Source organism: Flavobacterium notoginsengisoli (assembly GCF_042686225.1).
GTDB classification, from domain to species: Bacteria; Bacteroidota; Bacteroidia; order Flavobacteriales; family Flavobacteriaceae; genus Flavobacterium; species Flavobacterium notoginsengisoli.
On sequence record NZ_JBHUOT010000003.1, the window covers coordinates 363,078 to 378,851 of the forward strand.

The 15,774-nt window shown below is 34.4% G+C and carries 13 protein-coding genes; 6 read left to right on the forward strand and 7 right to left on the reverse strand.

Annotated features, from left to right (window positions below; genetic code table 11):
• Window positions 1-630: 630 nt before the first annotated feature.
• Window positions 631-1,260, reverse strand: coding sequence for a nitroreductase family protein (locus tag ACFS3A_RS09415; RefSeq protein WP_379825162.1), 630 nt, complete (start codon window positions 1,258-1,260; stop codon window positions 631-633).
• Window positions 1,261-1,527: 267 nt separating this feature from the next.
• Between ACFS3A_RS09415 and ACFS3A_RS09420 the strand changes: the two genes are divergently transcribed.
• The 4 genes from ACFS3A_RS09420 to ACFS3A_RS09435 all read left to right on the forward strand — a co-directional run bounded on the left by ACFS3A_RS09420 (window position 1,528) and on the right by ACFS3A_RS09435 (window position 5,333).
• Window positions 1,528-2,580 (forward strand): DUF1852 domain-containing protein, encoded by a 1,053-nt coding sequence (locus tag ACFS3A_RS09420; protein ID WP_379825163.1) that lies wholly within the window; start codon window positions 1,528-1,530, stop codon window positions 2,578-2,580.
• 30 nt (window positions 2,581-2,610) lie between these two features.
• Window positions 2,611-3,642 (forward strand): methionine synthase, encoded by a 1,032-nt coding sequence (locus ACFS3A_RS09425; RefSeq protein ID WP_379825164.1) that lies wholly within the window; start codon window positions 2,611-2,613, stop codon window positions 3,640-3,642.
• Between the two features lie 58 nt (window positions 3,643-3,700).
• Window positions 3,701-4,693, forward strand: coding sequence for a bile acid:sodium symporter family protein (locus ACFS3A_RS09430; protein ID WP_379825165.1), 993 nt, complete (start codon window positions 3,701-3,703; stop codon window positions 4,691-4,693).
• 187 nt (window positions 4,694-4,880) lie between these two features.
• Window positions 4,881-5,333, forward strand: coding sequence for an Lrp/AsnC family transcriptional regulator (locus ACFS3A_RS09435; protein WP_095929232.1), 453 nt, complete (start codon window positions 4,881-4,883; stop codon window positions 5,331-5,333).
• A 184-nt stretch (window positions 5,334-5,517) separates the two neighbouring features.
• Here the strand turns inward: ACFS3A_RS09435 and ACFS3A_RS09440 are convergent, their stop codons facing one another.
• Window positions 5,518-5,895, reverse strand: coding sequence for a hypothetical protein (locus ACFS3A_RS09440; RefSeq protein ID WP_379825166.1), 378 nt, complete (start codon window positions 5,893-5,895; stop codon window positions 5,518-5,520).
• Window positions 5,896-5,950: 55 nt separating this feature from the next.
• Between ACFS3A_RS09440 and ACFS3A_RS09445 the strand changes: the two genes are divergently transcribed.
• Complete coding sequence (locus tag ACFS3A_RS09445) at window positions 5,951-7,453, forward strand: S41 family peptidase (RefSeq protein WP_379825167.1); 1,503 nt, start codon at window positions 5,951-5,953, stop codon at window positions 7,451-7,453.
• A gap of 456 nt (window positions 7,454-7,909) precedes the next feature.
• Here ACFS3A_RS09445 and ACFS3A_RS09450 read toward each other — a convergent pair whose 3' ends face one another.
• From ACFS3A_RS09450 to ACFS3A_RS09470, 5 genes are all read right to left on the reverse strand, one after another.
• Window positions 7,910-9,247 (reverse strand): phosphatidylinositol-specific phospholipase C domain-containing protein, encoded by a 1,338-nt coding sequence (locus ACFS3A_RS09450; protein WP_379825169.1) that lies wholly within the window; start codon window positions 9,245-9,247, stop codon window positions 7,910-7,912.
• A 1,275-nt stretch (window positions 9,248-10,522) separates the two neighbouring features.
• On the reverse strand, window positions 10,523-11,002 hold the full coding sequence (locus tag ACFS3A_RS09455) for a (R)-mandelonitrile lyase (protein ID WP_379825170.1): 480 nt from the start codon (window positions 11,000-11,002) through the stop codon (window positions 10,523-10,525).
• Window positions 11,002-11,574: a sugar O-acetyltransferase gene (locus tag ACFS3A_RS09460; RefSeq protein ID WP_379825171.1), complete on the reverse strand. Its 573-nt coding sequence runs from the start codon at window positions 11,572-11,574 to the stop codon at window positions 11,002-11,004. Before ACFS3A_RS09460 ends, ACFS3A_RS09455 begins: the two co-directional genes overlap by 1 nt.
• Before the next feature lie 34 nt (window positions 11,575-11,608).
• Window positions 11,609-12,661, reverse strand: coding sequence for an alpha/beta hydrolase (locus ACFS3A_RS09465; RefSeq protein WP_379825173.1), 1,053 nt, complete (start codon window positions 12,659-12,661; stop codon window positions 11,609-11,611).
• A gap of 86 nt (window positions 12,662-12,747) precedes the next feature.
• Window positions 12,748-13,626 carry a helix-turn-helix domain-containing protein gene (locus tag ACFS3A_RS09470; RefSeq protein ID WP_379825174.1) on the reverse strand — a complete coding sequence of 293 codons (879 nt, stop codon included), beginning with the start codon at window positions 13,624-13,626 and terminating at the stop codon, window positions 12,748-12,750.
• A 1,294-nt stretch (window positions 13,627-14,920) separates the two neighbouring features.
• On the opposite strand from ACFS3A_RS09470, the gene ACFS3A_RS09475 reads away from it, so the two are divergent.
• Window positions 14,921-15,739, forward strand: a complete 819-nt coding sequence (locus ACFS3A_RS09475; RefSeq protein WP_379825175.1) for a formate/nitrite transporter family protein — start codon at window positions 14,921-14,923, stop codon at window positions 15,737-15,739.
• Window positions 15,740-15,774: the final 35 nt, after the last annotated feature.

Genomic DNA, 15,774 nt, shown 5'->3' on the forward strand with positions numbered 1-15,774 from the left:
AGAGATTGATCCTGATGATTGTAAATCCGGGTACTGCTAAACAAAACAGTATTTCAAATATGATAACTACTTTTAATCAATCCAGTTCAAACTGTAACTAATTATAATGGCATTAAATTAATTATTCTTTGTTTTACTGTTAATTTCATTAAACTCTTTTGGGCAAAAAAAAGAAAGCATTCGTGTATAATGAATCCGAAATCAATTTTTAAAATGATGTTTTTACAATCGGTAAAGAACTTTTTAAATATATTGGAAATTGAAAAACCGTTGATCTAAATTCAGTAAAATCATCAGTTTCTGATTTAGAGAAGATGAATTCTGAGATAAAAAAAGTCAAAAATACGACGGTAAAAATCCACCTGATTTTTATTATTCCAATTGCTAAAATTTCTTTTAAAGTCCTGCATTATAAAATAAGCGGGACTTTTTTCTTAATCACAGATTGTGGAATATTATAAAAGGTAATGATGGACTTTAAAGTAGCAGATAACGATGACAATTTTAAAAACAGTCAGTACTATCAGAGTATCTTAAAAAAATACTTTAGCTTTTTGTGGCATAAAATGTATCAAGTCTACAAGGCTGAACAGATAGCTTTACAGTAATAAGTAACATATCTAAGTAATATTAGTAAACTTTAGTTATCATTTCATCTATAGGCAAACGAACTTTTTTAGTAGCTGCCATATAGTCTTTTTCCGAATCACGATATCCTAAAGCAAGGATAACTGTAGAATGCAGCCCTTTCTCTTTCAAACCCAAAACGGTATCGATAGTGGCAGCATTAAATCCTTCAATAGGAGTGGCGTCCACTTTCAATTCTGCCGCAGCAATAAGTGCTGTTCCTAGTGCAATATAAGCTTGTTTGGCCGCCCAAAAAGCTTTTTGTTCTGCGTTAATAGTGCTGAAATAGGAATGTAGTCCATTTTTAAATCCTGATAAGGTACCAGCATCAAGACCTCTTTGTTTTTCTGTCATTGCGATGTAATCGTCAATGTAACTCGAAGTCATGTCATTGAATGCAGCAAAAACCAACAAATGAGAGCAAGAGCTAATCTGTCCATTATACGAATCAGCACCTAATTTTTTTTGGATTTCGGGATTGCTTACAACAAAAACACGGTAAGCTTGCAGACCGCAAGAAGATGCTGAAAGATTTATAGACTCTAAAATCTGATCGACCTTCTCTTCTGTTACTTTAATGTTATTGTAAGCTTTTGTGGCGTAGCGCCATTTTAAATTTTCTATCAAATTCATTACTATCGCTATCTTAAATTTTGGCAAATATAAATGATATTATTTTCTTTTTGGAGTTTTTGAAGCGCTCTGGGAAACTTCAAATCCATCATCTTCGTTAGCTAAAGAATAATTATCTGTTTTCCTTCATTATTATACTTGTTTAAAGATTAATAATCTTTTAAAACGAATGATAAAAGAATAATTATCTGATTTTAACTATAAATAAAAATATTAAATCTTTTATTTTCAAATTTGCAGGGTAAAAAAACTAAATATTATCGTCGGATGAAAGCGAACATACAAGAAGATAGAGCAATAAACGAATGGCAGGATATTGAAAACATCCAGAATACAATTCAGAATGATTTTGCATTCACACTAAAGATCACTTGTTTAGATGAAAATTATCACCCCTCAAGTAAAACGCGTTTGACAACCAATTTTGCCAACTTGGCCAGAGGAGCTAATCGCCAGCAAAACTTACGCAATGCCTTAAATATGATTAACAATCGATTCAATGCATTGGCTCATTTGGATAATCCAAAAGCAGATCGTTACCATGTGGAACTTGAAATCCTCACCGTAACAATGAGTATTGATTATAAGAACGGTAGTAACGATCTACCGATGATTGAAGTTTTAAAAACAAATATTATTGACCGTAAGACTGGCCAGCAAATCGAAGGAGTTGCCGGAAATAATTATTCCTCTTATGTTCGGGATTATGATTTCAGTATTTTATTGATTGAGCACAATAAAAACAAATCTAATTTTTCTATTCCTGAAAATTTTGGTGATTTGCACGGAAAACTTTATAAGTGCTTTGTGAGTTCCGCCACTTATAAAGAGCACTTTAAAATGTCACCGATCATTTGCCTGAGTGTATCGAGCAACAAAACGTATACTCGCACTGAGTATCAGCATCCGGTTCTGGGTTTTGAGTATCTGCAGGATCAGTATTCTATCACTGATGAATATTTCTCTAAAATGGGCTTAAAAGTTCGTTTTTTTATGCCTCCGAATAGTGTGGCACCGATGGCTTTTTATCATTCCGGAGATTTGCTTGCTGATTATACTGATCTTGGATTAATCAGTTCCATCAGCACGATGGAGACTTTTCAGAAGATTTATCGCCCCGAAATTTACAATGCAAATTCAGTGGCTGGGGAAATCTATCAACCTAGTCTTAAACACGAAGATTATTCACTGACTCGCGTGGATTATGACCGCGAAGAGCGAAGCCGATTGGCTATTGAACAAGGTAAGTATGCAGAAGAGCATTTCATTAAGCCTTACCAAAGTCTCCTGGAAAAATGGTCTGCTAATTTTGCTCTTTAATTGATTACAACGCATTAAAATTATACTATTATGAAGAAATTATTATTACCCACCTCTATTGTTGGAAGTTTACCCAAACCTGCCTGGCTTGCGCCACCCGAAAAACTTTGGTCACCATGGAAATTAGAAGGCGATCAGCTACTTGAAGGAAAACAAGATGCTTTGCGCATTTCTCTGCAGGAACAACAATTGGCAGATCTGGATATCATTTGTGACGGCGAGCAGACACGCCAGCATTTTGTAACCACTTTTATCGAGCATTTAAGCGGTGTAGATTTTGAAAATCGTAAAACAGTAAAAATTCGTAACCGTTATGACGCGAGTGTTCCAGTGGTTGTAGGTGAGGTTGCACGTCAAAAAGCAGTTTTTGTTGAAGATGCTAAATTTTTACGCAAACAAACTAATAAGCCTATAAAATGGGCATTGCCAGGCCCGCTGACAATGGTAGATACCTTGTACGACGACCATTATAAAAGCCGTGAAAAATTGGCATGGGAATTTGCGAAAGCACTCAATGAAGAAGCAAGAGAACTTCAAGACGCAGGAGTAGATATTATCCAGTTTGATGAACCTGCATTTAATGTGTTCTTTGATGAAGTAAACGATTGGGGAATGGCAGCATTAGAAAGAGCCATTGAAGGTTTACACTGTCAAACTGCGGTTCATATTTGCTATGGTTATGGAATACAGGCAAATACTGACTGGAAAAAGACATTAGGTTCTGAATGGCGCCAATACGAAGAAATTTTTCCGAAAATTCAAAAATCAAAAATTGATGTGGTCTCTTTAGAATGTCACAACTCCAATGTACCTTTAAATTTAATGGAACTTGTTCGCGGTAAAAAAGTAATGGTCGGTGCCATTGATGTAGCAACCAATACTATCGAAACGCCTGAAGAAGTAGCTAATACCTTGCGTAAAGCTCTTGAATTTGTAGATGCCGAAAATCTTTACCCTTCTACAAATTGCGGTATGGCCCCGCTATCTCGAAACATAGCCAGAGGTAAGTTAAGTGCTTTAAGCGCAGGAGCAGAAATTATACGTAAAGAACTTGGGATTTAGTCTCAATATATTAATAATTGGAGTCCGTGCCTCCACGGGGAATAATATTTAAAACACATTGAAGAAATTATTACAAGTATTAAAGAAAGCAGGTTTCGACGGTTTCCTGTTAATGATAGCCACCATGATTCTGATGGCTTATTTTATGCCAAAGCCAGGAATGGTCAAAGAACCTGTTTCGCTTGAAGAAATTGCCAATGCTGGTGTTTCCTTGATTTTCTTGTTTTATGGCATGCGGCTAAGTGTTGAGAAACTAAAAGCAGGACTATCTAACTGGAAAATGCACATTGTCGTCCAGTTTACAACCTTTTTATTTTTTCCGCTCCTTGTTTTGGCATTTCGCCCGTTGTTTGTCAATAATGGCTTTGAGCTGCTTTGGCTGGGTGTGTTTTTTCTGGCAGCATTGCCGTCCACAGTTTCTTCTTCTGTGGTCATGGTTTCGATTGCCAAGGGAAACATTCCTGCTGCCATTTTCAATGCGAGCATTTCAAGTTTGATTGGAGTGGTGGTTACGCCGCTCTGGGTTGGGCTGTTTATAGCTTCTGCGACAGGCGATTTTGATATTGCTCATATCGTCATAAAGTTGATTCTTCAAGTCTTACTGCCTGTCATCATTGGTATATGCCTCAATTCCCGTTTCGGTGCCATTGCCGAAAAATACAAGAAACAGCTCAAATATTTCGATCAGGCAGTTATTCTAACGATTATTTACACATCCTTTTGTAAGTCATTTTCCGAACATCTTTTTGAAGGTTTCACCGCGCTTGAACTTGCTGGACTCGCTGCAGGAATGATAGCATTGTTTTTTGCCGTATTCTTTTGTGTCGGACTACTAAGCCGCCTGCTTGGTTTTTCAGATGAAGACCGTATTACTGTATTATTCTGCGGGTCTAAAAAGTCATTGGTGCACGGCACCGTTATGTCAAAAGTACTTTTTCAGCACAGTACTATTACCGGCATCGTATTGCTGCCGCTGATGCTTTATCATGCCTTGCAATTAATTGCCGCTAGTATTATCGCTCAGGGTATGGCTCGACGAAAAGAAGTATAATTTTATTTATGACGTGGTCATGATAAAACAGTTTCTTTTAGATTTTTATACTATGAAAATAAACTTTTCAGTATTTTATGTTTTTGATTTATATGAAATAAGATTTTTGTATTGTTTTTGGTTATATTTGAAGAATTTAATTCTGTCTTTAAAAATAAGTTAAAACCTCTTTAAAGTAAAATATTCTATGGAACAAATAGACGATATTGATCTTCAGTTATTAAATATACTACACGATAATTCTAAATACACCGTAAAAGAGCTTGCTAAAATGGTAAATCTTTCGGCATCACCTGTTTTTGAGCGGATTAAAAGATTAGAGAACAGCGGTTACATTAAGAAATATATAGCCCTGTTGGATGCAGAAAAATTAAACAGGGGATTTATCGTTTTTTGCAATATCAAATTGAAACAGCACGATCGTAATATTGGGAACCAGTTTGTTAGTGATATTATGAAAATAGAAGAAGTTGTGGAATGTTACAATATTTCAGGTGATTACGATTTTTTAATGAAAGTCTCTGCCAAAGACATGAAGCACTATCAGGATTTTGTATTTAATAAATTGGGATCAGTTGAAAGTATAGGGAGTACCCAAAGTACGTTTGTTATGTCTGAGATAAAAAATCTCTACGGATAGTGCCGCGATGGCTTATTTATTTGAAATTTACTTTAGCTTTTTGTATGAGAAATGGTATCAAGTCCTAATTGAAATTATTATTAAAGGTTCTTGAAACATTTTTTGTTCCATTACTCTCCACAAGAAATACTTGAACTGGGGTTTGGAATAATTACACCAAACGGGTTCATTTAAACTTTTTCACTTAGTCTGTGATTAATTTGAATTTTACAGGTTGAAAAAATAGATTTGAATTTTTCTCAAAATAAATTCCATTTTCTTTTTCATCAAATTTTACTTTGTAATTATGAATTATGGTAGTTTGTGCAATCATATTTATCTGGTAAGTATCCCCAATTTTATTTGCTTTGGATATATCCTGAACAATACCATTAATCACAACCGATTTAGGAACAACAGCAGTGTCATTTAATTTAAAACTAACTATATATCCTCTTTCACTATTGTTGTTATAACTTTTGTACGTTTGATTTTTAATATCTAAAAGTTGTCTGGAACAGGAAAGAAAAAAAAGTCCGAAAGAAAACAATAAAAAGAAGGCTTTAGGAATACTATTTTTCATAATTTTAGCGTTTTACACCCACAAATTTAACTTAAATTAAACGATTGAAAAAATAATGAAATTAAAATATATTGTTAAGATATTACTTGTAGGATTGGTTTTTACAGCTTGCAGCAAGGATTCTGATTCTGACACTAATGAAGCCACAACTACTAAGCCAGACGAGATTAACAACTTTGTTTGGAAAGCTATGAATTCTTGGTACTACTGGCAGTCCAACGTTCCCAATTTGTCTGATAGTAAAATCAGTTCTGCCGAAGTATATAACAATTTAATCAACGGAAAAACTCCCGATGCGCTTTTTTATTCACTCTTATATCAAAGAGGAACTGTTGATAGATTTTCCTGGATTGAAAATAGTAATGAGATAGTGCGTGTTTCAAAAATTGCAGAAGTTGAAAAAAAAGGAGGCTTTAATTACGCAATCTACCCTAAAGACGCATCCAATACAAATATGGTAGCCTTAATTAACTACATTGTACCTAATTCACCAGCAGCTTTGGCAGGATTGAAAAGAGGCGACGTTATTACAAAAATAAATGGAAGCCAGCTTACTGCAAGTAATTATGATCAGCTAGAAAACACACAAATTACAATTACTTTGGCAGCAAGCGTGCAATTTTCAAGCGGTGGTTTAGTAACCACAGACAAAGCAGGAACTGTGAGTGTATCAAAAGCTGAAATTGATGAAAACCCAGTTGCTTATTACGAAAAGAAAGTGTATGGAGCAAAGAATATCGGTTATCTGGTTTTTAATGGTTTTAAATCTGATTATAATGATGAACTCAATTTGGCTTTCGCTAAAATGAAATCGGATGGAATTAACGAATTGGTTTTAGACTTAAGATACAATGGAGGCGGTTCATTAGAAACGGCAGTTGCCCTAGCGCAAATGATTAATGGCAGTTTTACAAATAAACCCTATATTTATTTAGACTTCAATGATAAACACAATAGTGAAGACGGCTATGAAAATCTTTCCGAAAAAGTAAACATTTTTAACTTGGTTGATAACGAACCAACTTTTCAGAGAGAAGAAAGTATAAACAGCCTTGCTTTGACAAAAATATATGTGCTGGTAAGTTTTCAAACTGCTTCTGCTAGTGAGCTCACGATACAATGTCTAAAAAAATACATTAACGTAATCACAATAGGAGAAGAAACCGTTGGCAAATTTGTTGGATCAAACACACTATACGATTCTCCTGCTAATAATTATACGTCCTATGCCAATCGAAGCACTAAACACAAATGGCAATTGCAACCCATTACTTTTTCATATTACAATAAAGACAAAGACGCAAATCCAGTGAAAATTGTACCTGATTACGAAATCAATCCTTATAGTACTTTCTTAAATCTGGTTGAATTTGGAAACGTAAAAGATCCTTATTTGAATAAAGCTCTCGAATTAATTACAGGCCAAACTATGCGAACTACAGCAAAAGACGCCAATCCTTCTTTTTCATTAAAAATTGACAATCTTGCTACATTGAATCCTACAAATACTGCCAGAGGTTTATATATAGAGGATTTTAAAAGGTTGAAAAAACAATAAATTAGGAGCGGAACTAAATTTAGAAATTAAAATCATTAATCTTAACTAAGGCTAATTCAATTTAGATAAAATTCGTGTTTAAAGTATAAATCAGCTCTTTTAATCTCATTAAAAGAGCTTTGTTTTTTATAGGAATAAACTTGTCTATCTCAACGATGCGATGGAGCAGCTGGAGGGACAGATTGTCTCGGCTAAAATAACGATGGTCAGACTCTCATCACTACAGCTCTATTATGTGCTTTCCGGAAATGATTTTACTATGAACATTAATAATCCTTTGGAATAAGAGATTGTCTGCATGGGAAACAATCCGCAAAAAATACAGATATAAGGAGCTGTATTATCGCTCTATGTAAACCGTCTGGTGAAGCTGGTCAATAAAAAAGAAAAGCTGAAATCCAGTCTTATTTTTGATGATTGATAAAAGCTGTTTTCAGTTTTCCTTTTGGCCGGTAACTATTTAATTGGCAGCAGAGCCCATTGTTCTGCCCAGTCGTTATAGTTTTTTTTGAAAATTTTTACAGGCGAACCGTCTTCGGTCTTTGATTCATATAAATCAAGCAGGGAATTGGGTGCATTTTTAGGCTCTAATACGAAATAACCATTTTCGAGTTTGGTTATTTTCCACTTTTGATTGTTGCCGTTGTTTTGCTTATGAATAATAATATTTGTTCCGTCTGCCTGCAGATTTCCTCTAACATCCAGTACAGAGTCTGTTGCATTTTGTGTCAGGGTATGGATATAGAAATAGCCTTCGCCCGCATCGGCTAATTTCCATCGCTGGTTCATTTGGTCCTTGGATGCATGAACAATAACCTGTGTTCCGTCTGTTTTAATATTTCCTTTTACATCCAGACATTTGTTTAAGTCCAGTCTGGACCTGATTTCATAAATATTGCCTGTTCTCAGGGGCTCTGCGGATGTAAAATTGAAAGGATTAAAAGTCAAAAGACGGTTGATTAATCTGCCGTTTTGCGGTATTTCAGGAAAATCCATTGGAATCATGCCGTAATGACCGGATGTAAATTTAGAAAGATAATCGAGTAGCAACACGTTGGTTACTTCCGCAAGAGATCTGGGCGGAAAAAAAAGACTTCCGCCTCCATCAACCGTGCCGCTTGTAAAGTTTATAAATAACCTCTCCTTGTCATTTTGGGCTTCATCCCATAAAGGCCGTACAAACTTTTCAAATTTATTTTTCATTTTCAATGAGGAAAAATCTTTGTATTCATCCTGAACTGCAAACTTAACTTTTGCGTTGTTTTCCCATCTTTCAGTGCTGTTTTTAGGCCAGCTGCCATAAGCATTTATTCCTACAGGAAATCCCAGTCCGTCCGGTGTCTTAAAGCGGCGGACAAGAACAGCTTTTCCACGTGCTTCGGAAACTGTCGGAATGTGGTCAAGTGTATGCCAATAGCTTAAATCTTTAATAATCGGCCAGAGTTTTTCATACAATTCCTCATTGTCCTGATTACCTTCATGTGAAATGCACATAATAATGCATTCGGTCGGAAACTGATGCAGCAACACAGAGCAGCTCGTCAGTATATTCTCAATTGTAATATCCAGATATTTAGTACCGTGGTAGGCATAAATTTTACCTCCTTTTACTTTTAATCTGATGTCCCAGAACCGTATGCCGCTTTTAAACTGCTTTTCAAGGTTCATTGTCTGGCATTGAAATAGCCCCCCTGTCGTATAGGTGCAGGTATCGTGCGTGCCGGGAATGGTCAACTGGTGCAGTTTTTTTGTACCGTCCAGATAATTCATCCAGTTTGCTGTAAAATCAATCATAGTTTTATCGGTTTTATTTGTAGTTTAAAGCTAATGACTTTGAATTTTAATACTAAAAAAATTGTTATGAATGGCTTTTTTTTTGTTTTGAAAGAGGGTTTTAACGCTTTTTTTGTTTTAAGAAAACTTCTGCCGCATAAATTGCGGTATAGGCCGAAATTCGGATATCGGAGAAAAGGAGCAGTTTAAAAAGCTGACCCAGTGGCGCACAATTCCTCCAGTTTTTTGTTTTTGGATTCTGGCTGGCAGCCCTGAAAATCTGCGAATAAGACATTATTGAAACCGTCTAAAAGTTGAAAAAATAATAATATTATTGTTTATAGAAACGAATTTAGAAATCAATTAAAAGGTGTTTTATCTCAGACAGTTTTTTGTTTTGGAAATATTGAACCAGGGATTGATTCATATGAATAAACCTCAATCCAATACATGGATTGAGGTTTGATTTTAAAGATCTGCATTAGGGTTTGCCGATTACCATAATTCGGGTAACGTTAAGGTTTCCATATTTTTGAAGGTCTTCCTTTGACCATTCAAATTCTTTTCCTTGAGGCCTTTTATCGAAATCCCAGTCCAAAGTCTCCTTAACATAAACATATAACCCCAAGGTGTTTTCACTGTCGGCTTTTTTTTCTAAGTTCTTCCCTGCTGATGAAACGGAAGCTGAAATTATTCTGGAATTACTATATTTAGTATCAAAAAATTACGATAAACCAAAAGAGAAAAAAATCCTATTATCCTTAACGGGATTTCGAACCATCGTTCAGCTTTGATTAATTCTCCAATAGCGACACTTTAAGATTGTTTATTTCAAACAGACTAAGAATTTATTGTAAAAAAATCGAACCACAAATATTAGGCTGTGAAGGCTTGAAAAATCTAAATATCAGTCTATAAAAAAAGAGACAACTATTTTCTAGTTGTCCCTTAAGTGACTTACTGAACAATTTACAAACCATTTTGTGAATGATTTAAAGAAACTGACTTACTTTTTGTTAAATTTATAAGATAATTATTTTAAGTTTTAATTCTAGAGCAGTTTGTACATATAGTAAGGGGCAAATGCCAAAAAATGTTAAAAAGATATATACTTAAATTAGTTATAAGTACTCTTTTTATATTTTATCTTGCATTAGTTATTTGTGAGATAAAAAGTTATCAAACACAAAATGATAATGCCATTATTTGTCTACAGAATTTGGTGTTTACTATTTTTGAGGGAATTAATAAAAAATAGAAAAGCCAGATTTATTTTTTGGCTTTATTTCTCCCTGGCTACTTATTTGCAGATTCATAGTCTTCGTCACTAACAGCTTCAAGCCATGTGACCTGGCTGTCATCTTTAAAATTTGTAATAGCAATATGCACCATTTTTGAATCAGCAGATGCCCCGTGCCAGTGCTTTATATTTTCAGGGATGTTTATTACGTCTCCTTTGCTAATCTTTTGAGCTTGTTTCCCTTCTTCTTGGTAAATTCCACTTCCTTCCGTAACTAGTAAAACCTGTCCTTTAGGATGAGTATGCCAGTTAGTTCTGGCTCGTGGCAAAAATGTTACACTTCCAGCAGAAAAGTCATTGTTTTTATCACGAGCAACTAAAGACTTTAAAAAAGCATTGCCTGTAAACCATTCGTTTGGTAGAGGTTCACCCTGAGGAAAAATTTCTGTTGTACTCATTTTATTTTCTATTTTAGAATTACAGCCACTAAATATTACAGTTATAGTAAATATAGTGATTAATATTTTTATTTTCATTAGGTTATAGCTTTAATAACTTTTGCGGGGACCCCTCCAACGATAGTATTGGCTAGAACATTTTTTGTAACTACTGCTCCAGCCGCAACGATTGAATTCTCACCAATAGTTACGCCAGAAAGAATAGTTGCCGCAGTTCCTATCCAAGCATTTTTTTTTATTCTTACTGCTCCAGGCACAAGTGATTGTCTGTTTTGACCGGAAATAGGATGCCCTTCAGAGATAATATTTACTCTTGGCGCAATCAGTACATTATCTTCTATAGTAATACCTCCTAAATCCAAAAAAGTACAGTCAAAATTAATAAAGACATTTTTACCTATTTTAGTGTTTTTTCCATAATTAATATGGATTGGTGTAAATACAGTAGTACTCTTATCAATTTCACTATTAGTGATTTCGCTTAAGATAGATCGTATTTCCGAAGGATCATCTGTATTGTTCAAACGAAGAAGCATTTTTTTGGTGGCGAAAGATTCTTCAAGCAGTCTATAAGCTTGATTGTTTGATGAAGAGATAGTTTCGCCATTTAAAAGTTGTTTAAAAATATCTCTATTCGCTTTTGTGCCCATGTTGGTTTTCAATTTTTTAAAATAGCATGACTAGCTATTTTAGATTATTCTTAAAAAATGCATCCAGTTTATCGAATGGAATTTTGTCCAATCTATCGTATAGATCAACGTGAACTGCATCTGCTATAATCAGGAGTTCTTTTGGTTCAGCGGCAGCTTTGTAGATATCTTCACTAAAATATCTCGAATGAGCATTTTCGCCGGCAATAATCAAAATAGGTCTTGGAGAAATTTCTTTGATGTAGGTTAGTATTGGCATATTCATCAAAGAGAAACCATTTGTTTTTGTCCAGGCAGCATTTGAGTTTATTGAACGTTTATGAAAACCTCTAGCTGTTTTGTAATAAGCATAATAATCTTTTACAAATTGTGGTTCATTACCTTTTATATCATCTGGATTAGGGCAGTTTCCATACTCTGGTGTGCCTGCTTCTGCATCTTTCCAGCGCTGGATGCTCATTTGCTCTAGTATTTTGGTGCGCTCTTCTAAGTTTACTTTGTCATAATACCCTTTTGATGCTGCTCGTGGAATATCATACATACTTGTCGTAACTACCGCTTTTATACGTTTGTCAATTGCAACCGCGTTTAGTGCAAAACCGCCAAAACCGCATATTCCGATAATACCTATTTTGTTTCTGTCTACATTTTTTTGTAATCCAAGAAAATCTACAGAAGCGCTAAAATCTTCCGTATTGATATCTGATGAGGCAATATTACGAGGCTCGCCACCACTTTCCCCAGTATAAGAAGGATCAAATGCCAAAACTGCATAGCCGCGTTCTGCCATTTGATTCGCATATAAACCTGATGATTGTTCTTTAACAGCACCAAAAGGCCCACTGATAGCTAAAGCCTGAAGCAACTTTTCATTAGGATTTTTTGGAAGATATAAATCCCCAGACAGAGTAATGCCGTATCGGTTTTTAAAACTTACTTTCTGGCGGGTTACTTTATCACTTAATTGAAATGTATAATGTTCTTGTTCTGTTTTCATGTTTTTTTTATTTTGAATAGATTCTTTTTTTTGTGCGAATGTCTGTCCGATAACTAAAACAGACATAGCTATAAATACTGTTATTCTCATATCAAATTATATTTTAGATTACAGTACAAAAGTAAAACGGCACCAGATGGTGCCGTTAAAGAATATCAAACTAAAAATTAAGAATATCAAACTTCGATGTTTCGTAGTGATTTAGGATTGGTTCCAGTATGTTTTTTGAAAAAATTATTAAAATAGGTCGGGTAAGCAAAACCTAATGCATATCCTATTTCGGCAATATTCCAATCTGTATGTTGCAAAAGGGCTTTTGCCTCTGCAGTAATTCTTTCAGTAATATGAGTTGTTGTCGATTTTCCAGTAATTTCTTTAACAGCGCGATTTAAATAATTGACATGGATATGAAGATTTTCGGCATAATGTTGTGCAGTTGTAAGCTTTAACGGATTATCAGCGTTTTCAATTGGAAATTGTCTTTCGAGCAGTTCCAAAAATATCGAGGCAATTCGGGCAGTTCCGTTTTTACCAACATTATAATTTTCTGAAGGCTGCAACTTCAACGATTCGTGGATTATTAAATTAATATAATTACGTATTAATTCATCTTTGTATATATAATCACTTTGCTGTTCATCAATCATTTTCTGAAAAAGACCATTTAGAAAAAGTCTTTGTTCTTCGGAGATTTGTAGTACAGGAGTGCCGCCAATTTTAAAGAAAGGAGATTGATGAAGACTTTCTGATCGTTCGGAGTTTTTTAAAAAATCTTCAGAAAAAAGTATGGTATAGCCGATGTACTTTGTAGAAATCGTTTCCCATGAATAAGGAATATTAGGATTGCCAAAAAATAAAATAGTTCCGTCTTGATCAAAACTTTTATCTGCATAGTGTATTTTACTATGGCCAGTAGTAAGGCAGATTTTAAAAAATTCTTTCCTGCTGTAAGTTCGGGTTGCATTACTATCGTCTTCAATCTGAAAGGCTTTAAAGCCTTTTAGTTTAAGTTCGTTATTAAACTCAGAAATACTGCGTACTATTTTCTTTTCCATAAGAACAAAATTAATAAATTCAAATTTATTAAGTGTTTATGAATGACTTAAACTAATCTCTTATTTAAGAAAAATTGAGGCTTGCATAAATTGCAAGCCTCAATTACATGTTACAAAGTTAATAACCTTTCTTCAATAATAATGAAATGACCTTCACGATAGTTTATAAGCCATTTGTCGTTTTGAAGTATGTATTTATCATCATATCTAACGCTGTAGTCTGTCAAGACATTTTTTCCATCAATTTCTCTTATCATTTTTATTTGGGCAAATGATACGCCAGAAGCAGTATCATAGAAATAAATCAATTTTTAACGTCAGCTGAACAACATATTTAATATCAAATAATTACAATAAACCACAAGAAAAAAAATCGTATATCCTTAACGAGATTTCGAACCATTATTCAGCTTCGATTAAATCTTTAATAAAGCCACTTAAAAGACTGTTTATTTCAAATAAACTAAGAATTTCTTGTAAAAAAATCGAACCACAAATATTAGACTTTGAAGGCTTGAAAATTATGCTTAAATTTTATCAATCCACAGGTTTTTGTATTGATCCGAAAAATCTAAGTGTTTGTGCATAAAAAAAGAGACAACTATTATATAGTTGTCTCTTTTTGTGACGGCGACAGGACAAATTACAACATCATTTTTGGATGATTTGAAGAAATTGGCTTTCTATATGTAGTGTCTGTCTTCCATTGGCTATGTAAATTTGGTTTAGATGTCTTGTTGGGGATTGATGCAAAAAATTATAAAAACTCAATTGGTTTATACCAGTAAACTAACATACAATTCTACAAATATTATGGAGGATTTGTAAAGATTGTTTTAAGTTGTGGCGGGATTGTCTTTCTTTGGCCTTATGAAATAATTAATTGTTGTTCCATTGGAGCTAAAAATTGGTTTATTTCTCTTTCCTATGATATTGTTGTTTGGATGAAGTTGAAAATTGACTTGTTTTTCAGCTTGCCAATTGGGAAACTGATTTATGGGAAAAGAATAGGGATTTAAAAAAGTACGCCAATTTAATAAGTGAATTGGTCATGTATCCTGTCATAGTTTTTTATGACAGAGACATCCCGTTCAAAATCCTAACAATTTATTATTGGGGTTTTTTAATTTTAGATAGTACCCAACTGCAACTTAAATACGATCCATTACATTTTAATGCTCTATTTTTTTAAAACAACTTTTTAAAAAAAAATACGTATTAATTAAGTATTTGTACTTATATTTGTACGTATATTTTTTTTTGAAAGCATTAATCTAATCTAAATCTTTAAATTATGATGGACTATATCAGACCCCATGAGGTTGCAGAAAACATGATGGCCGCTGCAGTGAGCAAATCCCAATTGAGTATAAAAGATTTACTGATAAGAGGAGCTCTGTCGGGAGCTCTGCTGGCAATTTCCGTGGCTCTTGCTTTGATGGCAACTGCCCAGACTTCATTAAGTCTCATAGGAGCTTTTGTATTTCCTGTTGGATTTGTAATAATCGTTATCCTGGGGCTTGAATTAGTAACCGGGAGTTTTTCACTGGTGCCGTTAGCCTGGCTTGAGGGTAAAATTTCAGGTTTTAGAATGATTAAAAATCTGAGCTGGGTATTTATAGGTAATTTGCTTGGGAGCCTGCTGTTTGCAGTTTTATTCTGGGCGGCAAGTACAGAGACCGGGCAGATAAAAGATTTGGGTTTAATTGAACAGGCGATAATAAAAATCAGTGAGAAAAAAACTATTGGCTATGCCGGCCACGGAATGCCGGGATTGTTTTCTGCTTTCGTGAAGGCTGTTCTCTGCAATTGGATGGTCTGCATGGGGGTCATTATGTCAATGACTTCAAAGTCAACATTAGGCAAAATACTGGCGGCGGGCATTCCTATTTTTATTTTTTTTGCATTGGGATACGAACATGCGGTTGTCAATATGTTTGTGATTCCTGCAGGTATGATGTTTGGAGCTAAAGTTAGCATTTCTGACTGGTGGCTGTACAACCAGTTTATCGTTACTGCCGGCAATATAATAGGCGGACTGCTTTTTACAGGTATGGCTGTTTATTATACACATGTAGATAAGACTAAAACGGTTACCGACAATAAACTGTGATTTGATTTTTTAATGAATTTCAGGTTTACCAGCAT

Excerpts from the sequence above, each read along its gene's own strand:
- ACFS3A_RS09415 (WP_379825162.1), bottom strand. The coding sequence starts at position 1,260 with ATGAATTTGATAGAAAATTTAAAATGGCGCTACGCCACAAAAGCTTAC.
- ACFS3A_RS09420 (WP_379825163.1), top strand. The coding sequence starts at position 1,528 with ATGAAAGCGAACATACAAGAAGATAGAGCAATAAACGAATGGCAGGAT.
- ACFS3A_RS09425 (WP_379825164.1), top strand. The coding sequence starts at position 2,611 with ATGAAGAAATTATTATTACCCACCTCTATTGTTGGAAGTTTACCCAAA.
- ACFS3A_RS09435 (WP_095929232.1), top strand. The coding sequence starts at position 4,881 with ATGGAACAAATAGACGATATTGATCTTCAGTTATTAAATATACTACAC.
- ACFS3A_RS09440 (WP_379825166.1), bottom strand. The coding sequence starts at position 5,895 with ATGAAAAATAGTATTCCTAAAGCCTTCTTTTTATTGTTTTCTTTCGGA.
- ACFS3A_RS09445 (WP_379825167.1), top strand. The coding sequence starts at position 5,951 with ATGAAATTAAAATATATTGTTAAGATATTACTTGTAGGATTGGTTTTT.
- ACFS3A_RS09450 (WP_379825169.1), bottom strand. The coding sequence starts at position 9,247 with ATGATTGATTTTACAGCAAACTGGATGAATTATCTGGACGGTACAAAA.
- ACFS3A_RS09455 (WP_379825170.1), bottom strand. The coding sequence starts at position 11,002 with ATGAAAATAAAAATATTAATCACTATATTTACTATAACTGTAATATTT.
- ACFS3A_RS09460 (WP_379825171.1), bottom strand. The coding sequence starts at position 11,574 with ATGGGCACAAAAGCGAATAGAGATATTTTTAAACAACTTTTAAATGGC.
- ACFS3A_RS09465 (WP_379825173.1), bottom strand. The coding sequence starts at position 12,661 with ATGAGAATAACAGTATTTATAGCTATGTCTGTTTTAGTTATCGGACAG.
- ACFS3A_RS09470 (WP_379825174.1), bottom strand. The coding sequence starts at position 13,626 with ATGGAAAAGAAAATAGTACGCAGTATTTCTGAGTTTAATAACGAACTT.
- ACFS3A_RS09475 (WP_379825175.1), top strand. The coding sequence starts at position 14,921 with ATGATGGACTATATCAGACCCCATGAGGTTGCAGAAAACATGATGGCC.